Source organism: Streptomyces sp. NPDC046859, assembly GCF_040645135.1.
Classification (GTDB): domain Bacteria; phylum Actinomycetota; class Actinomycetes; order Streptomycetales; family Streptomycetaceae; genus Streptomyces.
This window is the reverse complement of record NZ_JBEYXR010000040.1, coordinates 1-21,457: the sequence shown is the minus strand read 5'-3', so window position 1 is coordinate 21,457 and position 21,457 is coordinate 1. Positions and strand designations below refer to the sequence as shown.

The window sequence follows — 21,457 nt, the reverse complement described above, 5'->3', positions numbered from 1 at the left end:
GGTGGTGCTGTTCTTGTAAAATCTGGTATGGGACGACACTCATTGCCCGCCGTTGAGCAACGTCACCGTGTGCCCCAGCTTCTCCTGCATAAACAAGGCATCCTCGGTGTATGGATTGAGGATCGCAGGGCAATCGACGGTCAGGAGGTTGATAACTATGGTTCCCCTGCTTCTTGTCCTGCTTCTCGCCCTCGTCCTGTTCGGTGCGGGCTTCGCCGTCAAGGCCCTGTGGTGGATCGCGATCATCGTGCTGGTCCTGTGGCTGCTCGGCTTCGTCATGCGCTCCACCACGTCAGGTGGCGGACGCGGCCGCTGGTACCGATGGTGACCTAGCACACCACCTCTACAGCGAAGGGCCCGGCTCCGGCCGGGCCCTTCGCTGTGCGCTCCCGGTGAGGCTCAGACCTGTTCCGCGGGGTCCTGGGAGAGGACCGCGTGGAAGCGCCGGGTGTGGTCCACCCGGCGTGCGGGGCCGGTCAGGGTGACCGTCGCCGTCAGCCGGGTGTCGCTGCTGGACGCGGCCAGGCGGAGCTCCAGCGCGCCGGGCTCCACGACGCGGTGTCCGTCGCGCCCGGTGAAGGAGGCGACGTCCGCCGGGACGGTGACCTGGACGCGGCGCGCCTCGCCCGCCTCCAACGGCACGCGGGTGTAGCCGACGAGGCGCTGGACGGGCTGGACGACGGAGGCGACCGGGTCGTGCAGGTAGAGCTGGACCACCTCGGCGCCCGCGCGGTCACCGGTGTTACGGACCGTCAGGGCCAGGGTGAACTCGCCGTCCGTGGGCGCCTGTCCGGTGCCGACCGTGAGATCGCCCCACGCGAACGTGGTGTACGACAGGCCGTGGCCGAAGCCGAACGCCGGGGTCGGGTCGATGTTGGAGACCTCGCTGGCCTGGGCGAGCCGTGCGCCGAGGTACGTGGACGGCTGAGCGCCCGGGCCGCGCGGCACGCTGACCGGGAGCCGCCCGGAGGGGTTGACGCGGCCGCTGAGCACCCCGGCGATCGCATGGGTGCCCTCCTCGCCCGGAAAGAACGACTGGACGATCGCCGCGGACTCGGCGACGGCCCGGCCGAGGGCGTACGGCCGCCCGGCGAGCAGGACGGTGACGACCGGTGTGCCGGAGTCGAGCAGCGCGTCGAGCAGCCGCTGCTGGGCGCCGGGCAGCGCCAGCGACTCGGCGTCGCAGCCCTCACCGCTCGTCCCGCGCCCGAACAGGCCGGCGCGGTCGCCGAGGACGGCGACGACGACGTCGGCGTCGCGGGCCGCGTCGACCGCCGCGCCGATGCCGGAGAGGTCCCCGTCGTCGACGCCGGTGCCGCGGACGGCGGTGATCTCCGCGTCCGGGAACTCGGCCGTCAAGGTCTCCCGCAGGGTGGGCAGTTCGAGGCCGACGGGGACCTCCGGGTGCTGCACGCCGACGTGCAGCGGGAAGGAGTAGCAGCCGAGGACCGCGGTGGCCTCGGTCGCGTTGGGGCCGACGAGGGCGATGCGGCGGGGGCGGGTCAGGGGCAGGGTGCCGTCGTTGGCGAGCAGGACGACCGCCTGCTCGGCGATCCGCCGGGCCAGCTCCCGGTTCGCGGTGCGGTCCAGGTCGATCCTGCCGCGCAGCGCCTCGGTGTCGTCCAGGTCGGCGCCGTCGAGCGCGGGCGGCACGGGGCTCCAGTCCGGGTCGAGCAGGCCGAGGTGGGCCTTCTGGGTGAGGACGCGGCGCAGGGCGCGGTCGACGGCCTCCTCGGGTACGCGGCCCTCGGTGACGGCTTCGACGAGGGGCGCCCCGAACGTCTTGACGGTGGGCAGTTCGACGTCGACGCCGGCCTTCAGGGCGGTGCCGGCGGCGTCCCCGAAGTCACCGGCGACACCGTGCAGCGTCTTCAGGAAGGCGATGCCGAAGTAGTCCGCGACGACGGTGCCGCCGAAGTCCCAGGTGTCGCGGAGCAGTCCGGTGAGAAGCGCCTCGTCCGCGGCGGAGGGCACACCGTCGGTGTCGGTGTAGGCGTGCATCACCGAGCGGGCGCCGCCCTCGCGGATCGCCATCTCGAACGGCGGCAGCAGCACGTCGGCGCGTTCGCGGGGGCCCACGGAGGTGGGCGCGAGGTTGCGTCCGGCACGGGAGGCGGAGTAGCCGACGAAGTGCTTGAGGGTGGCGACGATGCCGGCCGACTCCAGGCCGCTCACATAGGCGGTGCCGATGGTGCCGACGAGATAGGGGTCCTCGCCGATGGTCTCCTCGACGCGGCCCCAGCGCGCGTCGCGCACCACGTCCAGGACGGGTGCCAGGCCCTGGTGGACGCCGACCGACCGCATGTCCCGGCCGATGGCCCCGGCCATCGAGCGGATCAGTGCGGGGTCGAACGTGGCCCCCCAGGACAGCGGGACGGGGTAGGCGGTGGCGCCCCAGGCCGCGAAGCCGGCCAGACACTCCTCATGGGCGAGCGCGGGAATGCCGAAGCGGTTCGCGGAGGCGATCCGGGCCTGCGTGCGCATCAGCGACAGCGCGCCGAGGGCGGGGTCGACCGGCACCGTGCCGAAGGGGCGGGTGAGCTGGCCCAGACCGGCGGGGAGCAGGGCGTCGAGGTCGACGGCCTCCTCCATGTCGTGCTGGTGCGGGGCCACTTCGCCGCCCTGGTCGGAGGCGCCGACCCACACGCCGTACAGCTGGGCGATCTTCTCCTGCAGGGTCATGGCGCCGATCAGCGCGTCGACGCGGGCGGCGACGGGCTGGGCGGGGTCGTTCCAGAGGGGGGTCTCGGGGGTGGTCTCTACGGCCACGTCGGTGTTCACTTTCCTCCGACACCCATCAGGCCCCGGACGAGGGCGCGACGGGCGAACAGGTAGACGAGCAGGATGGGCACCATGGACAGCACCACGGCTCCCAGCAGACCGGGGATGTCGATGCCGTGTTCGGTCTGGAAGTTGTAGAGGCCCAGCGTGACGACCTTGGTGGAGTCGGACTGGGTCAGGACGAGCGGGAACAGGAATCCGTTCCACGCCTGGAGCGCGGAGAACACGACGATGGTGGACAGCCCGCCCCGGGACAGCGGCAGCACCAGCTGGAAGAACATGCGCAGCGGGCTCGCCCCGTCCATGGCCATGGCCTCGTACAGCTCCGGGGAGATGTCCCGCATCGCGCCGCTGAGGATGAGCGCCGACATCGGCAGGCAGAACGCCGCCGTGGGCAGGATGACGCCCAGCAGGTTGTCGTAGAGCCCGGCCTCGCTGATGAGGTAGAACATCGGCACGATGACGGCCTGGGCCGGGATGGCGAGGCCGAGCAGGAACAGCCGGAAGATCGCCGACGTGGTCCGGCCCCGGCTGCGGACGATCGCGTAGGCGAGCGGCGGGACCAGCAGCAGCACGATGCCGATCACACAGCCCGTGACGACGAGCGTGTTGAGGAAGTACCGGCCGAAGCCCGAGTCGAAGGCGCCGGCGTAGTTGTCCAGGGTGAAGCTGTCGGGTATCGAGACCGGGCCGTTCTCGGCGTAGTCCTGCCGGGTGCGCACCGTCGCGGCGAGCATCACGTACAGGGGCAGGCCGACGACGAACAGCCAGAAGAGCGAGCCGGCGCCGGCCAGGTAGTTGGGGCGGCGCCTCATGACACACCCTCCATGGTGCTGCGCATCTTGTCGTAGCCGGACACCCGCACGACGATCAGCGAGATGATCGTGGCCGCGACCACCAGGGCCAGGGCGATGGCGGAGCCGGTGCCGAAGTCGAAGCCCTTGAACGCCTTGTCGTACATGTAGTAGGCGCTGATGGTGGTGTCGGTGCCGGGGCCGCCCTGGGTGAGGATCAGCACCGTCTCGAAGGTGGTCAGCCCGCCCACGATCATGAGGATCATCGAGGTGATCATCGAGTTGCGCAGCTGCGGCAGCGTGATGTGGAAGAACTGCCGGTAGCGGCCTGCCCCGTCGATCTCCGCGGCCTGGTAGAGCACCTCCGGGACGGCCCGGGCGGCGCCCTGGTAGATCAGGGTGTGGAACGGGGTGAACTGCCAGGTGGCGACGAACGCCAGGACCCCGATGGCGGTGGCCTGTTCACCGAACAGGTTGCCGTCCCCGAACAGCCAGGTGGCCTCGGCCGGGATGCCGAAGTTCGGGTCGAGCAGCGCCCGCCAGAGCACGGAGACGGCGGTGGCGGACAGCAGCAGCGGAATGAAGTAGATGACCGAGAGCACCGCGCGGTTGCGCTGGTTGCCGGCGGCCCAGACTCCGAGGACGACGCTCAGCGGTGTCTGGATGACGACGCCGAGCACGGTCAGGAGCAGGGTCAGCCAGATGCTGTCGAGCATCACCGGGTCGTCCATCAGACGCGACCAGTTGTCCATGCCGACGAACTGGGGGGAGCCGAGGCCGTCCCAGGTCATGAAGGACAGCACCGCCACCATGACGAGCGGGGTGATCGCGAAGAGGGCGAAGAACACTGCGGCGGGCAGCGCCCAGGCGAAGCTCGGGCGGCCCACCTTCGTCGCGGACGAGGCGGGCGGCCGCCGCCGGGGCCCCTTGCGGGGTCCGGCGGCGGGCCGGGCGCTCGTGATCTGTGTGGTCATGAGCCGTTCGTCAGTCGGTCGGGAGGGCCTGCATGGCCTTGATGAAGCCGTCCGTGTCGAGCTGTCCGTTGAAGAACTGCTGGATGGCCTTGTACATGTCCGAGCTGGCCTTCTGCGGGTACGCCTGGTCCCAGGACAGCTGGAAGGAGGGGGCGTCGGCGACCAGGTCGTACTGGAAGCGGGAGTACTTCGGGTCGGCGGCCTGGTCGAGGAAGTCCTTGGTGTTGGTGGTCGTCGGCAGGTTGCCGAGGTCCAACTGCGCCTTGACGAAGTCGTCGGAGTACATGAGCTTCAGGAACTCGGCGACGGCCTCGGGGTGCTTGGTCTTCTTCATGACCGAGTAGTAGTTGTTGGTGTTGCCGGCCACGTTCTTCGGGTCGCCCTTGCCGCCGGCGACGGTCGGGAAGGCGGTGTAGCCGAGGCTCTTCTCGGCGAACTCCGGGTGGTCGGTGAGCTGCTGGGAGTAGTACCAGGAGCCCATCAGCTCGAAGCCGGCCTTGCCGGAGGCGACGAGCTGGACGGAGCCGGCGTTGGTGTACTTCACGGAGTCGTAGTTCTTGCCGAAGGCCCCGGCGTCGACCAGTTCCCTGATCATGTCCAGTGCCTTCCTGCTGTCCGGGCTCTCCCAGGCGCTCTTGTCGCCGCCGACGGCCTTCGCGAACAGCTCGGGGCCGGCCACGCGGTCGTAGAGGTACTGGAACCACATCTGGGTCGGCCAGACGTCGCCGCCGCCGAGCGCGATCGGGGTGACGCCCTTGTCCTTCAGCTTGCCGACGGCGTCGAGGAGTTCGTCCCAGGTCTTCGGCGGCTGCACGCCCGCTTCGTCGAGGACCTTCTTGTTGTGGAAGAGCAGGACGGGCTGGGTGCCGCGCATCGGGACGCCGTACGGCTTGCCGTCGACCACCGCGTTGTTGAACACGGACGGCAGGAACTTGTTCTCCAGCTCCGGGTTCTTCTTGATGAAGTCGTCGAGCGGCAGCAGGAGACCGGCCTTGACGAACGGCTTGATGCTGCCGCCGCCCCAGTTGAAGAAGACGTCCGGGGCCTGCGGGGTGTTGATGATCGTCTGCAGCTTCTTCTGGTAGTCCGCACCGGGGATGGTGTCGAGGACGACCTTGACGTCGGACGTCTTGTTGAACTTCTCGACGAGCTGCTTCTCGACCTTGTTGGTGGCGTCCCCGTAGACCAGGACATGGATCTTGCCGTCGGACCCCGAGCCCCCGTCGCCGTCGCCGCAGGCCGAGAGGGTCAGCGCGAGGGTGAGCGTCGCACCGCAGGCGACCAGTCTGGGCAAGCGCGCACGTGTCTTCATCGTTCGCCTTTCGAAAGTTTCGGCATCATCGCCGAAAGTCCATGCGGTGGGACAGTAGGTCAGAGCCCACATCCGGTCAACGGTCGAGTCGCTACTCGACCGAACCGTTACCGATCGGCCGTGACCTATCCTGCGTTCATGCACGAAGACGAAGAGGTGAGCGGCAGAGTCACATTGGCGGCGGTAGCGAAAGAAGCCGGTGTCTCCATGCCGACAGTTTCGAAGGTGCTCAACGGACGCTCGGACGTCTCCCGCACCACCCGCGCCAAGGTGGAGCATCTGCTGGAGGTCCACGGCTACCGCCGGCGGGCCCAGGCGGCGTCGCGCTCCCCGCTCATCGAGCTCGTCTTCCACGAACTGGAGAGCGTCTGGGCGATGGAGCTGATCAGGGGGGTGGAGAACGTCGCCCGGGACAACCGGGCGACCGTGGCGCTCACGGAGAGCGGCACCCGGCACACCCCCGGCCCCGACTGGCTGCCCGGTGTGCTGCAACGCCGGCCGATCGGCGTGGTACTGGTCTTCTCGACCCTGCGGGAGGACGTCAAACGACGGCTCAGGGCGGCGGCCATCCCGATCGTCATCGTCGACCCGGCGGGCGACCCGGACCCGGACGTGCCCTCGGTCGGCTCCGCGAACTGGTCGGGCGGCCTGGCCGCCACCCGCCACCTCACGGACCTCGGGCACGAGCGCATCGCGATCGTCACCGGGCCCGAGGACATGCTGTGCTCGCTGGCCCGCCTGGACGGCTACCGCTCGGCGATGTCGATGGCGGGCCTGGAGTGCGACCCGCGGCTGATGCGCTTCGGCGACTTCCATGTGCAGGGCGGCTACGAGCACGCCATGGACCTGCTGGAGGGACCCGACCGCCCCACGGCCGTCTTCGCGGGCAGCGACCTCCAGGCACTCGGCGTCCTGGAGGCGGCCCGGGTCAGGGGACTGCGCGTGCCCGAGGACCTGTCGGTGGTCGGCTACGACGACGTGCCGCTCGCGCAGTGGTCGAGCCCGCCGCTCACCACGGTCCACCAGCCGCTGCGGACCATGGCCGAGGAGGCCGCCCGCATGCTGCTCCGCCCCGACGCCCCCGGCGCCGCGGCCCAGCGCATCGAACTGGCCACCCACTTGGTGGTGCGTCAGAGCACGGCCCCGCCGCGGAGGAGCTGACGCACGACCGGCGCGACGGCTCCGGTCGGCGGGAGCCGCAGGCCACCCGTGCTGTGGGTCGTACGCAGGCGGGAGGGGCCGCGCCCACGCGCGGACCGCCCGGAGCCGGGTCCGCCCCCGTCCCCTCCTAGGCGCGGGGGCGGACCCGGCGGGCGGCGGGGAGGTTCCCCGCCGCGGATTCCCGTCAGGCGCCGGGCAGGACACCCGTCCGGGCCACCTCGGCGTACCAGCGGGCGCTGGCCTTCGGGATCCGCGTGCTGGTCGGGTAGTCCACGTAGACCGCTCCGAAACGCTTGCTGTAGCCGTGCGCCCACTCGAAGTTGTCCAGCAGGGACCACAGGAAGTACCCCCGGACGTCGGCGCCGTCCGCGATGGCCCGGTGGACGGCGGCCAGGTGGTCGTGGACGTACGCGATCCTGGCCGGGTCGTTGACCTGCCCCTCCGGGTCGGCGTAGTCGTCGAACGCCGCGCCGTTCTCGGTGATGACCAGGGGCGTGCGCGGGAAGTCGTCCGACAGCCGGCGCAGCAGGTCGTACAGCCCGGTGGCGTCGACGGCCCAGCCCATGGCGGTGGTGGGGCCGGGCGGTTGGTGGAAGGAGACCCTGTCGGCGGCCGGCCACGGGCTGTGCGGGCTGTTGCCGTGCCCGTCGGAGTTGTGGGTGCCGCTGCCGTCCGTCTCGGAGACCAGCGTGGGCGTGTAGTAGTTGACGCCGAGGAAGTCCAGCGGCTGGTGGATCCGCTCCAGGTCCCCGTCGGCCACGAAGGACCAGTCGGTCAGGCTCGCGGTGTCCTTGAACAGGTCCTCCGGATAGGCGCCCTGGAGCATCGGGCCGGTGAAGACCCGGTTGGCGAGGGCGTCGATGCGGCGCGCCGCGTCCACGTCGGCCTCCCGCGTGGTCAGCGGGCGGACGTGGTGGATGTTCAGCGTGACGGAGCACTGCGTGCCGGTCGGCGTCCGGTCGCGCACCGCCTGGACGGCGAGGCCGTGGGCCAGGTTGAGGTGGTGCGCGGCGCGCAGCGCGGCCACCGGGTCGGTGCGGCCGGGGGCGTGCACCCCGGAGCCGTAGCCCAGGAAGGCGCTGCACCAGGGCTCGTTGAGGGTGGTCCAGGTCTTCACCCGGTCACCGAGGGCGTCGGCGGCGAGGGCCGCGTACTCGGCGAAGCGCTCGGCGGTGGCGCGCTCCGGCCAGCCGCCGGCGTCCTCCAGCTCCTGCGGCAGGTCCCAGTGGTAGAGGGTCGCGACGGGCTGGATGCCCTTCTCGAGCAGCTCGTCGACCAGACGCCGGTAGAAGTCCAGCCCCTTCTGCACGGCCGGACCGCGCCCGGTGGGCTGTATCCGGGGCCAGGCCAGGGAGAACCGGTAGGCGCCCAGGCCGAGTTCGGCCATGAGTGCGACGTCCTCGCGCCAGCGGTGGTAGTGGTCGGTGGCGATGTCACCGGTGTCGCCGTTGCGGACCCGTCCCGGCGTCCTGGCGTAGGTGTCCCAGATCGACGGAGTGCGCCCGTCCTCGGCGGCCGCCCCCTCGATCTGGTACGAGGCGGTCGCGGAGCCCCAGAGGAAGCCCGCGGGGAAGGTGCGGGTGCCGTCGATGCCGGACTCGCTCTGCTGTGCAGCGGTGACCACGTAAGTCCTTTCAGAAGTGGGGCCGTTCGCGTGGCGCGAAGGGCCGACACGGATGAGCGGGCCCGGCGGGGTGCGGCCGGGCCGGGGTGCGGGGGGTCAGCCCTTGACGGCGCCGGCCATGATGCCGCTGACGATCTGCCGTCCGAAGACGATGAACATCGCCAGCAGCGGGAGCGTGCCGAGCAGCGCGCCCGCCATGATCAGCGACTGGTCGCGGACGTAGCCCGCGCTGAGCTGGGTGAGGGCGACCGGAACCGTCGGGTTGGTCATGTCGAGGACCACGAACGGCCAGAAGAAGTCGTTCCACGCGTGCACGAACGTGATCATGAACAGGACGGCCATGGCGGGCCGCGCCACCGGGAGCACGATGCTCCAGAAGATGCGCAGCGAGTGCGCCCCGTCGACGCGTCCGGCCTCGACCAGCTCGTCCGGCAGCGCCTCCGACAGGTACTGGCGCATGAAGAACACACCGACCGCGCTGACCAGCGTCGGGAAGATGACGGCGGGCAGCTGCTGCGACCAGCCCAGCTCGGACATCATCATGAACAGCGGGACGACACCGAGCTGCGGCGGCACCATCATCGTGCCGATCACCAGCATCAGCAGGATGTTGCGGCCCTTGAACCGCAGCTTGGCGAAGGCGAATCCGGCCAGCGTCGCGAACATCACCGTGGACAGGGCGATCACCCCGGCCACGATCAGGCTGTTGATCATGGCCTTGCCCATGGCCGCCTCGTCCCACGCGCGGGCGAGATTGCTGAACAGGTTGGGGCCGGGCAGGAACGGCGGCGGGGTCTGGCTGACCCGGGTGTTGTCCGTCGACGCCGCCACCATCGTCCAGTACAGCGGGAAGATCGACAGGATCGCCATGACGGCGAGCAGGACGTAGGCGAGCGGTCCCGCGTGGTGCTGTCGGCCGGCGCGCATGCGCAGCAGCCGTCGGCGGACGCCGCGGCCGGTCGGCGGTACGGGGGTCCGGGCCGGGGTGTCCGTCCGGACCGGGAGGCTCTGAGTGGTCATGTGGGCTCCAGGTCAGGACGAACGGGCCCGCAGGCGCTTGATCAGGCGCTGCACGGCGAAGGCGAGGACGAGCAGCAGGAACATCGCCCAGGCGACGGTCGCCGAGCGGCCCATCTGGTAGTTCTTCCAGCCCTCCTCGTACAGCAGCAGACCCAGCGTCTGGTACTGGTTGTCGGCACCGCCGGTCACACCGTTGGGGCCCTGGCCGAAGATCAGCGGCTCACCGAAGAGCTGGGTGGCGCCGATCGTGGACAGCACGATCGTGAAGACGATCGTGGAACGGATCCCGGGCACGGTGACGTTCGTGAACTGCTTCCAGCGGGAGGCGCCGTCGATGGACGCCGCCTCGTAGCGTTCGGCGGGGATGGCCTGCATCGCCGCCAGGTAGAGCAGTGCGTTGTACCCGGTCCAGCGCCAGATGACGATGGTGGAGATCGCGAACTGCGAGGGCCACTTCTCGGCCTCCCAGTCCAGCGGGTCGATGCCCACCGAGCCGAGCGCCCAGTTGATCATGCCGAAGTCACGTTCGTAGATCATGGTGAAGACGAGCGCGGCGGCGGCGACCGACGTGGCGTACGGGACGAGGGACGCGACCCGGAAGAACAGCGAGGCGCGCATCCGGTAGTTGAGCAGGTGCGCCAGACCGAGCGCCATCAGCAACTGCGGCACCGTCGAGAGGACACCGATGGTGATCGTGTTCGTGAGCGCGTTCCAGAAGCGCTCGTCCTTCCACAGCTCGGTGTAGTTGTCGAGGCCCACCCACTCCCGCACGTCGAGCGTGGCCAGCTCCACGTGGTGCAGGGAGATCCACGAGGTGTAGACGAGCGGGTAGAAGCTGAACGCCGCGAAGACCACGAAGAACGGCGCGACGAACGCGTACGGCGCGCCCTTGACGTCCAGCCGGTGCAGCAGGGAGCCGCGCCGCCGGGTGGACGAGCCGTCGCCCGTGGGGCCGGGCGGGGCCGGCGGCTCCTCGCCGGCCAGGGCCTTGGTGGTGGAGGTGGCCACCGGACTTCCTTCCTGAGAGGGGGTGGGTCAGCCGGTTCCCGGGCCCGCGGCGAGCGCGCGGGCCCGGGAGGCTGCGGGGCACCGGGTCAGCCGACGGCCTTCTCGATGCGCCCCGTGGTGGTCTCCCACGCCTCGTCACGCTCGGTGCCCTGCTCGATCAGGGCCAGGCCCTGGGAGAAGGTGTCCTTGATGGTGCCGTCCTTGCGGCCGAGGACCTGCTTGTCCGGGATCTCCTGCGCGGCGGCGCCGAAGATCTCGCCGATCGGCGCGTTGCTGAAGTACTCCGACTTGGCGTTCTTCACGTCGGGGTTCTCCAGGGCCTCCTTGGAGGAGGGGATGTTGCCTATCTCCTTGAAGATGTGGGCCTGCTGCTCCGGCGCCGTCAGCCAGGCCACCAGCTTCTTGGCCTCCTCCTTCACCGGGCTCTGCTCGATCACACCGAGGAAGGAACCGCCCCAGTTGGCGCCCTTGGGAGCCCGGGCGACGTCCCACTTGCCCTTGTTGGCGTCGCCGGCCTTCTCACTGATGTGGCTGAGCATCCACGCGGGGCACACGGCCGTCGCGAACGTGCCGTTGGCCAGACCGGGATCCCAACCCGGCTGGAACTGGCGGAGCTTGGCCGTCAGCCCGCCCTCGGCGGCGTCGGCGGAGAGCTTCCAGGCGTCCTGGACGACCGGGTTCGTCTCGTAGATCAGGTCGCCCTTCTCGTTGTAGTACTGCTCCGGGTGGCCGTAGACCATGGCGTTGAACAGGCCGCTGGAGGAGTCCATGTAGGCGACCTTGCCGCCCTTGAAGTCCTTCTTGAAGGTGCGCCCCACCTCGACGTACTTGCTCCAGTCGCCCGCCCAGAGCTTGCCGACGTCCTCGCGGTCGGTGGGCAGGCCGGCCTTCTCGAAGTAGTCCTTGCGGTAACAGACGGCCATCGGGCCGATGTCGGTGCCCAGGCCCAGCACCTTGCCGTCCTCGGTGCTGATCTGGGACTCCTTCCACGGCAGGAAGTGGTCGGTGCCCGCCACGTCGGAGAAGTCCGCGAACTTGTCGGCCTGGGTCTGCGTGATCTCCTTGGCCCGGCCGATCTCGATGCCCTGGATGTCCTTCAGGCCCTTGCCGCCGGCGAGCCTGGTCTGCAGCGCGGTGTAGTAGGTCTGCTCGTCACCGGCGATCTCCGCCTTGATCGTGACGTCGGGGTTCTCCTTCTCGTACTGCTCGAGCAGGCCGGTCTCCTTCAGGCCCATGACGCCGAACAGGCCCATGGTGATGGTGACCTTGCCGTTCTTCTTGCCGCCGCCCGTGACCGAGTCGTCGCCGCTGCTGCATCCAGCGACGAGGGCCAGCGCGCTGACGGCCGCAGCTGCTGCCGCCAGCCTCTTTCCGCGCAACGATCCGAGACTGCTCATGGTTCTCCTCCCAACGGCCTGCGCAGACGTGTCGGACGGACACGAAAACGATGACCGCAGCGGCTCCGGCGAGTGGTGGGAACGTGCCCAACTCTGGGTGGGCACGTTCCCAGCGATGGATGGCAGACTCGCCGCAGCGAGCTCGTCTGTCAATGACTTGAACGCAACGAACGGCCCTCCCGCGCGATTTGCGTTCCTGTCGCATGCTGGGCGGGCCCCCTCCGAGGCCCTGCCGTCTGCCAGAATTGGCGCTGGTCACCTACGCGACAGGAGACTGCCGCGGATGCAGGGAGGGGAGCGCATGGCTGGGAACCGCCGTCCGACCATCAAGACGGTCGCCGCCCGTGCCGGTGTGGGGCGGACGACGGTGTCCCGCGTCGTGAACGGCTCGGAACTGGTCAGCGCCGAGGCGCGCTCCAGGGTCCTCGCGGCGATCAAGGAGCTCAACTACGTGCCGAACTCCGTCGCCCGCGGTCTGGTGACCAGCCGGACCGACGCGGTGGCGCTCGTCATCCCCGAGTCCGCGAGCCGGCTCGGTTCGGAGCCCTTCTTCGCCGCCCTCATCAGGGGCGTCAGCCAGGCCCTCGCCGACAGCCGCATCCAGCTCCAGCTGATGCTCGTCCGGGACCAGGCGGAGCGGGAGCAGCTGACCGAGTCGGTGGCGACCCGCCGCGTCGACGGTGTCCTGCTGGTGTCCGTGCACTCCGACGACCCGCTGCCCGCCATGCTGGAGGAGATGGGCCTGCCCACGGTCCTGGCCGGCCGCCGCGACGCCGACGAGGCGCTGAGCTACGTGCACGCGGACAACACCGGCGGTGCGACACAGGCGGTCCGCCACCTCCTCGGCAGTGGCCGGAAAAAGGTGGCCACGATCGCCGGCCCGCTGGACATGGACGTCGGCCGCAGCCGCCTGGAGGGCTGGCGGACAGCGCACGAGGAGGCCGGTGTGCCCGTCCGCCAGGACCTCGTCGAGGTGGGCGACTTCAGCTGGGAGAGCGGATCCCGGGCGATGCGTTCGCTTCTTGAACGAGCCCCCGATCTCGACGCCGTCTTCGCGGCCTCCGACCTCATGGCGATCGGCGCCCTGGAGGAACTGCGCCGTCAGAAGCGGAAGGTGCCGGACGACGTGGCGGTCGTCGGCTTCGAGGACTCCCCGCACGCCCGCTGGACCGACCCGCCGCTGACCACGGTCCGTCAGCCGGTGGAGGAACTGGGCGGCGCGATGGTCCGCATCCTCTCCGAGATCACCGAACCGGGCGCCGCCCGGCAGCAGTTGATGCTGCCGACGGAGCTGGTCGTGCGGGAGTCGTCCGGGGGGTCTTCCGACGACAGGACGGACGGCGCCGGCGACGGCGGGCGGTGACGGCTTCCCGTCAGCCCGTAGGCCGTGTCCGTCGAGCCCCGCCTGCCGTCCGGTGTCCGGACCGCAGGCGGGGCTTGCCGCACACGGCCTAGGCGTCCTGCGTACGGGAGCGGCGCTCGGCGCGGCGGCGCAGGTGCAGCGGCAGTACGTACCAGCACAGGCCGAACCACAGCATGACGCCGCCCACGAGTATCTCCGCCAGCACGCCCGGCACGACGAAGCGGAGGATCAGCAGGAGCGTGCAGCCGATGGTCAGCGCCAGCAGGACCATGCCGCACATCATCAGACGCCCCGCGGCCTCCACCATCTCGTCCTTCATGCGCTGACCGGACAGGAAGCGGTGGATGGACACGGGCGCTATCAGCGATCCGGTGGCCGACGCGCCGAGCACCACGGTCGCGACGTAGATGCCGCGGTCCAGCGTCCCCAGCTCCCGGAACAGGGGGGTGAACGCCACGCTGAGCAGGAAGCCGAAGAGGATCTGCACCCCGGTCTGGGCGACGCGCGTCTCCTGCAGGACCTCGTTCCAGCGGCGGTTGACCCGCTCCTGCGCCGTCTCGGGCGCATCGGTGCCAGGCGTCGCAGGCGGGCTGTCGTGCCCTCCGCGGCCGGGGCCGTCGGTGGATCCGGGCTCGACGGACCGCTCGGTGATTGTCATGCATCCTCCCCTGGTCAGGGAGTCCTTTTGCCCCACGCGCGCGTCTTCATGCAGGTGGGAGCCTTTCTGCTGCCGGCCGCGCGGATTTGAGTCTCTCCCTGGGAGAGGGTCCACGCTGGGGTCATGAACAGCAACGAATTCGACGGACGCACCGCCGTGGTGACGGGCGGGACCCAGGGCACCGGACGGGCGACGGCGCACCGGCTGCGGGAGGCCGGCGCGCGGGTCGTCACGATGGCCCGCACGGCACCCGAAACCCCGGACCCGCTCTTCGTAGCGGCCGATCTGAGCACCGAGGAAGGCGCCGCCTCCGCCGCCGCCCAGGCCGTGGAGCGGATCGGGGTGCCGGACGTCCTCATCCACGTCGTGGGCGGCTCCAGCTCCCCGGCCGGTGGCTTCACGGCGCTCACCGAGAAACACTGGGCGGAGGAACTGGCGCTCAACCTGCTCTCCTCGGTGCGCCTGGACCGGGCCCTGGTGCCCGCGATGGCGGACCGCGGCTCGGGCGCCGTGGTGCACGTGACCTCGATCCAGCGCCGGATGCCGCTGTACGAGTCGACCCTGGCGTACGCGTCCGCGAAGGCGGCCCTGGCCGCCTACAGCAAGGGCCTGGCGAACGAGGTCGCCCCGAGCGGCGTACGGGTCAACTCGGTGGCCCCCGGCTTCATCCGCACCGACGCCGCCGAGCGGTTCCTGGCCCGGCACATGCGGGAGAGCGGTCTGAGCCGGGAGGCGGCGCTGGAGGAGCTGATGCGGTCACTGGGCGGCATCCCGCTGGGGCGGCCCGCGGAACCGGAGGAGGTCGCCGAGGTCATCGCCTTCCTGGCCTCGGACCGCGCCGCAGCGGTCGCCGGCACCGAGTACGCCGTGGACGGCGGCACCGTCCGCGCCCTGTGACGCCCGCCGAGCACAGCGACCCGCAGAGGAGGAGACACGAGACCACGGCGAACACCCCGAACGACGACACCCCGCCCCCGCACGGCGCGGACGGCACGGTGCAAGAACCACGGGAATTCGTGGAGACGTACTTCGCGGCCGCGAAGGGCCCTGACCAGGAGCGGCACCTCTCGCTGTTCGGCGCGAGGGCCGTCGTCCACGACGAGGGGCGCAGCCACGAAGGGCTCGCCGCGGTGCGGCGCTGGCGGGACGAGGTCCCGCCGGTCCGCTACGACCTGCGCGAGGTCACCGGCACACCGGCGGCCTTCCGGGCCCTCACCGAGGTCGCCGGTGACTTCCCCGGCAGCCCGGCCACCCTGTGCTTCACCTTCGAACGCGACGAGCAGGGCAGGATCACCCGGCTGGAGATCACACCCTGACACCGGCACCCGTGCCGGGGGACGACGCCGAGGACGAGGAGGACCCGTGGGCGGCGACAGACTGACGATCGGCGAGTTCTCGCGCATCACGCATGTGAGCATCCGTGCCCTGCGCCGCTACCACGAACAGGACCTGCTCGTCCCGGCGGAGGTCGACCCGGTCACGGGCTACCGGTACTACGCGCCCGAGCAGGTGCGGCCCGCGCTGACCATCCGGCGATTCCGCGATCTCGACCTCCCACTGGCGGACCTGCGGCGCTTCCTGCGCGCCGAGTCCGCCGGCGCGAGCGCGGCCGGGCACGAGACGGCACAGCAGGTGGTGTCGGCCCACCTGCGCCGGCTGGAGGACCGGCTCGGCCGGACCCAGCGGGCGGTCGAGGCGCTGCGCGAACTCCTCGACCCGGAGGCCGAACGCACGGTGAGCCGGGACGACCTGCCGCCGCAGCAGGTGTTCGCCGTGTCCCTCGACGTCCCGCCGGGCGCCGACCTGAGCTGGTACGACGCGGCCATGCGGGACCTGGACGCGGCGGCCGGCCGGCGCCCGGTGCTGCCGCCGGGCGGCCGGTACGCGCACGAGCTGTTCACGGAAGGCCACGGCCACGCCACGGTCTACGCGCCCGCCGAGCTGCCGCTGCCCGCGGACGCGCCGGCCACCGTCCGTGAACTCCGGCTGCCCCCGCGCAGCGCGGTCGTCGCCACCCACGCGGGGCCCCACGACGACCTCGACCTGACCTACAGCGCCCTCGGCTCCTACGCCGCCCGCAACGGACTGCGCACCCAGAGCCTCATCGAGGAGGTCTACCTGGTGGGCCCACGGGACACCGACGAGCCCGAGCACTGGCGCACCCTGGTCGCCTGGCTGGTCGACCCCGACTGACCGGACGGATACCGCGACCTCGCCCGCGAGCGCCTCGCCGAACCGGGCGCGGGGTGCCCGTCCGGCCGGTACTGTCGGCTCCCACCGAGCCGGTACGACCAGGAGGCCCTCATGGCCGAACAGCCCCTTGGAGCGCACTTCGTGGCCGAGCCGATCGAGCTTCCCGACGGCCGGCGGATCCGCGTCAGCGCCTACCCCGACGGCAGCATCCGCTTCAGCGTGGACGGACTGCCGTACGTCCTCACCGAGGCGTATCTGAGCGGGAACCCGAAGACCGACAAGGCGGTCGTGAAGCTCTCGCCCGGCAGGCAGGGCAGCGCCGCGGCGTACAACTACGCCGAGGAACTGGCCGAGCGGAACCGCGCGTAGCAGCCGAGGGGAGCCCGCCGCCCCGACTCAGACGACCTGGACGTCCAGGCGAGCGGCCACGGAGGTGAGGGCCGGGCCCAGGGGGAGTGCGACCCGGGTGACGGCGTGCCGGTCGCCGCGGGTCGGGTCCCGGTTGACGATCAGGACCGGCTTGCCCGCCTCGGCGGCCCGCCGTACGAACCGCAGCCCGGACATCACCGTCAGCGAGGAGCCCAGGACCAGCAGCGACGCCGCCTCGTCGACCAGCGTGCGGCAGTGCCCGACCCGCGCCGGGGGCACGTTCTCGCCGAAGAACACCACGTCCGGCTTGAGGACGCCGCCGCAGCGCGTGCAGGGCAGGACCTGGAAGTCCCGGACCTGCTCGTCGGTGAGGTCGGCGTCACCGTCCGGGTTGATCGCGGCGGCCACCGGGTCGAAGCCCGCGTTGGCCTCCTCGAGCCGGAGGGCGAGTTCGGCGCGCGGGCTGTACGTCCCGCAGGACAGGCAGATCACCCGCTGGAGGCTCCCGTGCAGCTCCACGACGTCCGCGCTGCCCGCGGCCTGGTGCAGACCGTCGACGTTCTGGGTGATCACGCCCCTCAGCAGACCGTGCCGCCCGAACGCGGCGACGGCCCGGTGGCCGGCGTTGGGGTGGGCCCGCCCGAAGGTGCGCCAGCCGAGGTGGCTGCGCGCCCAGTAACGGCGCCGGGCCGGGGCGCTGGACGTGAACTCCTGGTACGTCATCGGGGTGTGGCGGCTGAGGCTGCCGCCCTCGCCCCGGTAGTCGGGGATGCCGGACTCGGTGGAGATGCCCGCCCCGCTGAGCACCAGTACCCCGCCCGTGTCCAGGGCGTCGACGACCGGCTCGAGGTCCGTGGTGCCGGCCGGCCAGTCCTCGGCCGGCGTCCAGACGAGAGTGGGGCGCATCCGCATGCCGCAAGAGTACGCAGCGGCGCCGCCCGACGGTCCGTGCCCCGGCGCCGCAGGGGCTCCCCGCCCACCCGGGACGGCGGCCCGGCGTCCAGCCGAGGTCCGGTCCTGGCCGGCTCGTCCGCGTCGAGCGGGGCGGGAGCGACCGCGCGGCCCTCCGTGGCCGGTCCCCGCGAGATCCGGTGGGCCCGGTTCACGCGGAGGCCGGCGGCCGTACGGCGTCACGGTCGCGGCGGGGCGTCTTCAGCCCGGAGCGCCGGTGCCGGCCGGGTGGGACGAGCAGGAGCCCCGGACAGGTCGCGCCGCGAGCCGCGGCTCGCCGGAAGCCGTCTCGATCCCGAAGGCGGTCTCCACAAGGGCGGGCACCAGGCCGTGGGGCATGGTCGGGCCGACCGGCTGGGCGGGTGGCCGGACGGCGGGTCCCTCGCGTCACGGACGACGATCTCGTGCTGGTTCTCCGGCAGGGGGCCGCCGCCGTCACCACCGCGTGGTGGCCGGTGAGGGACCGCTGCGCCTGCCGCTCGGCTCGGACTCGCACGCCTCGCCACCGCCGAGGCGCAGGCGCAGGCACTCCAGGACAACCTGGGACGCCACCGCGGCCACCGCACCCGCGACGGACGTCCCCGCCACGGCGTAGCGGAGGACCAGTGCCACCGGCCGGGCAGGGGCCCCGGCCGCCCCGGTGCCTACCGCGCGGTGCGGAAGCGGAAGGCGCCCTCCGCGCCGCCCAGCGTGAGCCAGGTGTCCTCCTCGTGCCGGACCAGGCGCAGCGCCACCCGGGAGCAGTGGGCGCACCGCGCGGTCAGACCCGGGTCCGGCCCGTACACGTGCAGCTCGGCCAGGGGGCCGGTCGAGCCGCAGTCCGGGCAGCGCCACCAGGCCTGGGTCACATCGACGGAGAAGAGGTCCGACAGCGGTCCGGCCAGGCTGTTGCCGTCGAGATGCGGGGAGAGCTCTGTCATGTGGTGCCTCCAGGCGCGGCCGGCCGGGGGAGCGGGGCTCACCCGAACCGTTCGGTACGGATCGTGGCGGGGTCCTGCCCCACCGACGTCAGCAGATCGGCGGCGGCCTCGACGAAACGGGTGGGCCCGCAGACGTGGACGGTCCCGGCCGGCGTGAGCCGCTCGAGCACCGGCTCCAGATCGGCCGCCATGAGCCGCCCCGCGGCTCGGGTGCCGCCGGAGGGAGCCTGCCGGGTGTAGAGGAAGCGGACGTCTAGGGCGGGACCGGGGCGCCCGAGCTCCTCGCGATACCAGACGTCGGGCTCGCCGCGCACGGAGTGGACCAGCTGGAACGGGCTCGCGGAGGCCGCCTGCCGGTGGGCGCGGACCATGGCCATCAGAGGGACGACCCCGGAGCCGCCTGCCACCAGGAGGACGGGCTCGTCCTGCCCGGGCCGCCACACGAACCAGTTCCCGAGGGGGCCGCGCACCTCCACGGACGCCCCGATCCGCAGATCGTCCGCCAGATAGGGGGACACCTCACCGCCGGACACGGGCTGCACGCCCAGCTCCACACGGTCGCCGTCGGCCGGCGCGGCCAGCGAGTAGCTGCGCGCCGCCTGATAGCCGTCGTCGGCGGTGAGCCGCACATCGAGGTGCTGCCCGGCCAGGTGCCCCGGCCAGCCCGGCGCATCGAACACCAGGGTGCGGGCGGTGGCCGTCTGGTCCTCACGCCCGACGAGCCGGGCCGTGCGCCAGGGGAGGGGCATGGTCAGTCCCCCCAGTGGCGCTGCTCCCGCCAGGGGTCGCCGTAGTCGTGGTAGCCGGCGGTCTCCCAGAACCCCGGCTCGTCGTCGTGCGTCAGCCGCAGACCGCGCACCCACTTCGCGGACTTCCAGAAGTACAGGTGCGGCACCAGCAGACGGGCCGGGCCGCCGTGCTCGGGGGAGAGAGGGTAGTCGTCGTAGCCGTGCACGAGCCACGCCTTGCCGTCGAGGAGGTCCTCCAGGGGCAGATCGGTGGTGTATCCGCCGAAGCTGTGGGCCACGGCGTACTCGGCGGCGGTCTCCACCTCCTCGAGCAGCGTGTCGAGGCTGACCCCGCGCCATCGGGTGTCGAACTTCGTTCAGCGGGTCACGCAGTGGATGTCGTGCACGGACTCCTCCTGCGCGAGGGCCATCATCTCGTCCCACGTCCACCGGCGTTCCTCGCCGCTCTCCGTGGTGACCGTGAACGTCCAGGCCTCCGTGGGCACCCGCGGGGGTGGGTCCCGCCGAGAGGACCGGGAACGACTCCGTCGGGTACTGCCCGGGCGGCAGGCGGTCGGTGGGCGACGTGGAACGCCTGCGGCCGTGGAATCCGGGTGAAAATGAACTCACGACTTGTCTCCCTGAACGGTGACACGTCAGCCCGCGCGAAGGACCCGTTCCTCACACTATTGGGCAGGCGGCCGCCGTCGGCCACTCGCCGGCCGGCCCCCGTCCGGGACGGGCGGCGTCAGACTTCCGTCACCTGATACCTCCGAGGATGCCCCGGCCTTCAGGCCTGGAGGAATCGGACCCCTGCGGAGCAGGGCGAGGAAGGAGCCATCGCCGTCAGGGCGATTGGTCGTCGCCGTCCACGGTGGTGAGGGCGACCTCAAGCAGATGCAGGATCTCGGAGTTGAGGGACCGCCGGTCGGCGCGGGCCGCTTCAACGAGGCGTGCGTGCAGTTCCGTAGGCAGGCGGAGAGAGATCCGCTTCTCATCGTCCATGCTAAAATCATGCCATGACGACACCACGGAAGCAGCAGGAGGCTGCCGGGCACGCTCGGTACACCTACCGACTGCGCGTGTCGTCGACCGCCCGCACCGCCCTGCTCGCCGAGTGGGACCGCTGCCGGTGGACCTGGAACGAATGCGTCGCCAAGTCCCGGCAGATACACGCCCACAACCGCGCACACCCGGACGACAAGCTGACGTGCGGCCCGGCCCAGCTCGACAAGATGCTGACCGAAGCCCGCGCCACATTGTCGTGGCTCCGCGACGGTGCTTCGGTGCCGCAGCAGCAGGCCGTCCGGGACTTCGCCAAGGCGAGGTCCAAGGCACTGAAGGACATCGAGAAGCGGTTGCCGGCCCGCCAGCGCGCGGGCATGCCCAGGGTGAAGAAGAAGCGTGAGGCGCTGCCGACGCTGAACTACACCACGCGGGGATTCCGGCTGAAGGACAAACGTCTGCACCTCGCGGGCGGGATCGTGCTCACGGTGGTGTGGTCGCGGGACCTGCCCTGCGCACCGTCCTCGGTGCGCGTGTACCGCGACAGCGTCGGGCACTGGTACGCGTCGTTCGTCGTCGCCACCCAAGCCCAGCCGCTCCCGGCCACGGGCCGTGTCCTCGGCGTGGACTGGGGCGTCAAGGAGACCGCGACCACCACGTCCGACGCCCACGACCTCCCCCACACCCAGCATGGGAAGAACGCCGCACACAAACTCGCCCGCTACCAGCGGATGATGGCCCGCCGCAAGGCCGCACGCGGGCAGGCCGCGTCCAGGGGCTACCGGCAGGCGCAGCTGCGGGCCGCGAAGCTGCACAAGAAGGTCGCCCGGCAGCGGCAGGACACCGCCCGCAAATGGGCCAAGTCCGTGGTCCGCGACCACGACGCGATCGCCGTCGAGGACTTCCGGCCGAAGTTCCTCGCCAAGTCCACGATGGCGCGCAAGGCGGCGGACGCCGCGATCGGCGCCACCAAGACGGCCCTGATCGAGATGGGTCGCAAGCACGGGCGGGACGTCCGCCTCGTCAATCCCGCACATACCACCATGGACTGCGCGTCGTGCGGAGCGAGAACCAAGCACGCACTTCCTCTTTCGGAACGTACCTACACCTGCACCGCGTGCGGAGTCGTGTCCCCCAGGGACAAGAACTCCGCCCGCGTGATGCTCGTCCGGGCTGGTCTCAACCCGGCTGGTGCCGAG

The 21,457-nt window shown here is 71.2% G+C and carries 22 protein-coding genes and 1 pseudogene; 8 read left to right on the top strand and 15 right to left on the bottom strand.

Annotated features, from left to right (window positions below; genetic code table 11):
• The first annotated feature begins 157 nt into the window (after window positions 1-157).
• Window positions 158-328 carry a hydrophobic protein gene (locus tag ABZ899_RS34445; protein ID WP_361354262.1) on the top strand — a complete coding sequence of 57 codons (171 nt, stop codon included), beginning with the start codon at window positions 158-160 and terminating at the stop codon, window positions 326-328.
• A 71-nt stretch (window positions 329-399) separates the two neighbouring features.
• On the opposite strand, the gene ABZ899_RS34440 is transcribed toward ABZ899_RS34445, so the two are convergent.
• Genes ABZ899_RS34440 through ABZ899_RS34425 form a run of 4 tightly spaced genes read right to left on the bottom strand, consistent with a single transcriptional unit; the run spans window position 400 to window position 5,861 of the window.
• Window positions 400-2,781 (bottom strand): glycoside hydrolase family 3 N-terminal domain-containing protein, encoded by a 2,382-nt coding sequence (locus ABZ899_RS34440; protein WP_361354259.1) that lies wholly within the window; start codon window positions 2,779-2,781, stop codon window positions 400-402.
• Window positions 2,778-3,596 (bottom strand): carbohydrate ABC transporter permease, encoded by an 819-nt coding sequence (locus ABZ899_RS34435; protein WP_361354256.1) that lies wholly within the window; start codon window positions 3,594-3,596, stop codon window positions 2,778-2,780. The genes ABZ899_RS34440 and ABZ899_RS34435 overlap by 4 nt, the downstream gene beginning before the upstream one ends.
• Window positions 3,593-4,549, bottom strand: a complete 957-nt coding sequence (locus ABZ899_RS34430; RefSeq protein WP_361354253.1) for a sugar ABC transporter permease — start codon at window positions 4,547-4,549, stop codon at window positions 3,593-3,595. Before ABZ899_RS34430 ends, ABZ899_RS34435 begins: the two co-directional genes overlap by 4 nt.
• 10 nt (window positions 4,550-4,559) lie before the next feature.
• Complete coding sequence (locus ABZ899_RS34425; RefSeq protein ID WP_361354250.1) at window positions 4,560-5,861, bottom strand: extracellular solute-binding protein; 1,302 nt, start codon at window positions 5,859-5,861, stop codon at window positions 4,560-4,562.
• Window positions 5,862-5,999: 138 nt separating this feature from the next.
• Between ABZ899_RS34425 and ABZ899_RS34420 the strand changes: the two genes are divergently transcribed.
• Complete coding sequence (locus ABZ899_RS34420) at window positions 6,000-7,022, top strand: LacI family DNA-binding transcriptional regulator (RefSeq protein ID WP_361354247.1); 1,023 nt, start codon at window positions 6,000-6,002, stop codon at window positions 7,020-7,022.
• A 184-nt stretch (window positions 7,023-7,206) separates the two neighbouring features.
• Here ABZ899_RS34420 and ABZ899_RS34415 read toward each other — a convergent pair whose 3' ends face one another.
• The 4 genes from ABZ899_RS34415 to ABZ899_RS34400 form a co-directional block, all read right to left on the bottom strand.
• A complete protein-coding gene (locus tag ABZ899_RS34415) occupies window positions 7,207-8,646 on the bottom strand; it encodes a GH1 family beta-glucosidase (RefSeq protein ID WP_361354244.1) in 1,440 nt (479 codons plus the stop codon).
• Between the two features lie 96 nt (window positions 8,647-8,742).
• Window positions 8,743-9,666 (bottom strand): carbohydrate ABC transporter permease, encoded by a 924-nt coding sequence (locus ABZ899_RS34410; protein WP_361354242.1) that lies wholly within the window; start codon window positions 9,664-9,666, stop codon window positions 8,743-8,745.
• Between the two features lie 12 nt (window positions 9,667-9,678).
• Entirely contained in the window at window positions 9,679-10,674 is a 996-nt protein-coding gene (locus ABZ899_RS34405) for a sugar ABC transporter permease (protein ID WP_361354239.1), read from the bottom strand.
• Window positions 10,675-10,760: 86 nt separating this feature from the next.
• Window positions 10,761-12,071 carry an extracellular solute-binding protein gene (locus tag ABZ899_RS34400; RefSeq protein ID WP_361354236.1) on the bottom strand — a complete coding sequence of 437 codons (1,311 nt, stop codon included), beginning with the start codon at window positions 12,069-12,071 and terminating at the stop codon, window positions 10,761-10,763.
• A gap of 301 nt (window positions 12,072-12,372) precedes the next feature.
• On the opposite strand from ABZ899_RS34400, the gene ABZ899_RS34395 reads away from it, so the two are divergent.
• Window positions 12,373-13,434 carry a LacI family DNA-binding transcriptional regulator gene (locus ABZ899_RS34395; RefSeq protein WP_361354233.1) on the top strand — a complete coding sequence of 354 codons (1,062 nt, stop codon included), beginning with the start codon at window positions 12,373-12,375 and terminating at the stop codon, window positions 13,432-13,434.
• Between the two features lie 88 nt (window positions 13,435-13,522).
• On the opposite strand, the gene ABZ899_RS34390 is transcribed toward ABZ899_RS34395, so the two are convergent.
• Complete coding sequence (locus ABZ899_RS34390; RefSeq protein WP_361354230.1) at window positions 13,523-14,092, bottom strand: DUF6328 family protein; 570 nt, start codon at window positions 14,090-14,092, stop codon at window positions 13,523-13,525.
• 123 nt (window positions 14,093-14,215) lie between these two features.
• Here ABZ899_RS34390 and ABZ899_RS34385 point away from each other — a divergent pair, with 123 nt between their 5' ends.
• The 4 genes from ABZ899_RS34385 to ABZ899_RS34370 all read left to right on the top strand — a co-directional run bounded on the left by ABZ899_RS34385 (window position 14,216) and on the right by ABZ899_RS34370 (window position 16,654).
• Window positions 14,216-14,989: an SDR family oxidoreductase gene (locus ABZ899_RS34385; protein WP_361354227.1), complete on the top strand. Its 774-nt coding sequence runs from the start codon at window positions 14,216-14,218 to the stop codon at window positions 14,987-14,989.
• Window positions 14,986-15,408 (top strand): nuclear transport factor 2 family protein, encoded by a 423-nt coding sequence (locus ABZ899_RS34380; protein WP_361354224.1) that lies wholly within the window; start codon window positions 14,986-14,988, stop codon window positions 15,406-15,408. The genes ABZ899_RS34385 and ABZ899_RS34380 overlap by 4 nt, the downstream gene beginning before the upstream one ends.
• A 46-nt stretch (window positions 15,409-15,454) precedes the next feature.
• On the top strand, window positions 15,455-16,285 hold the full coding sequence (locus ABZ899_RS34375; RefSeq protein WP_361354221.1) for a MerR family transcriptional regulator: 831 nt from the start codon (window positions 15,455-15,457) through the stop codon (window positions 16,283-16,285).
• Window positions 16,286-16,396: 111 nt separating this feature from the next.
• The gene (locus ABZ899_RS34370) at window positions 16,397-16,654 is read left to right on the top strand and encodes a hypothetical protein (RefSeq protein WP_361354218.1); all 258 of its coding nucleotides are present in this window, start codon (window positions 16,397-16,399) and stop codon (window positions 16,652-16,654) included.
• 27 nt (window positions 16,655-16,681) lie between these two features.
• Here the strand turns inward: ABZ899_RS34370 and ABZ899_RS34365 are convergent, their stop codons facing one another.
• From ABZ899_RS34365 to ABZ899_RS34340, 6 genes and pseudogenes are all read right to left on the bottom strand, one after another.
• The gene (locus ABZ899_RS34365) at window positions 16,682-17,566 is read right to left on the bottom strand and encodes an NAD-dependent protein deacetylase (protein ID WP_361354215.1); all 885 of its coding nucleotides are present in this window, start codon (window positions 17,564-17,566) and stop codon (window positions 16,682-16,684) included.
• A 474-nt stretch (window positions 17,567-18,040) separates the two neighbouring features.
• Window positions 18,041-18,217, bottom strand: a complete 177-nt coding sequence (locus ABZ899_RS34360; protein ID WP_361354213.1) for a hypothetical protein — start codon at window positions 18,215-18,217, stop codon at window positions 18,041-18,043.
• Window positions 18,218-18,249: 32 nt separating this feature from the next.
• The gene (locus ABZ899_RS34355; protein WP_361354210.1) at window positions 18,250-18,525 is read right to left on the bottom strand and encodes a DUF6510 family protein; all 276 of its coding nucleotides are present in this window, start codon (window positions 18,523-18,525) and stop codon (window positions 18,250-18,252) included.
• Window positions 18,526-18,563: 38 nt separating this feature from the next.
• Complete coding sequence (locus tag ABZ899_RS34350; protein WP_361354207.1) at window positions 18,564-19,274, bottom strand: ferredoxin reductase; 711 nt, start codon at window positions 19,272-19,274, stop codon at window positions 18,564-18,566.
• Between the two features lie 2 nt (window positions 19,275-19,276).
• Window positions 19,277-19,883: pseudogene (locus tag ABZ899_RS34345) on the bottom strand (molybdopterin-dependent oxidoreductase).
• Window positions 19,884-20,099: 216 nt separating this feature from the next.
• Window positions 20,100-20,258, bottom strand: coding sequence for an Arc family DNA-binding protein (locus ABZ899_RS34340; RefSeq protein ID WP_361350634.1), 159 nt, complete (start codon window positions 20,256-20,258; stop codon window positions 20,100-20,102).
• A 14-nt stretch (window positions 20,259-20,272) separates the two neighbouring features.
• On the opposite strand from ABZ899_RS34340, the gene ABZ899_RS34335 reads away from it, so the two are divergent.
• On the top strand, window positions 20,273-21,457 hold a 1,185-nt coding region (locus ABZ899_RS34335), incomplete at its 3' end, for a transposase (protein ID WP_361354205.1).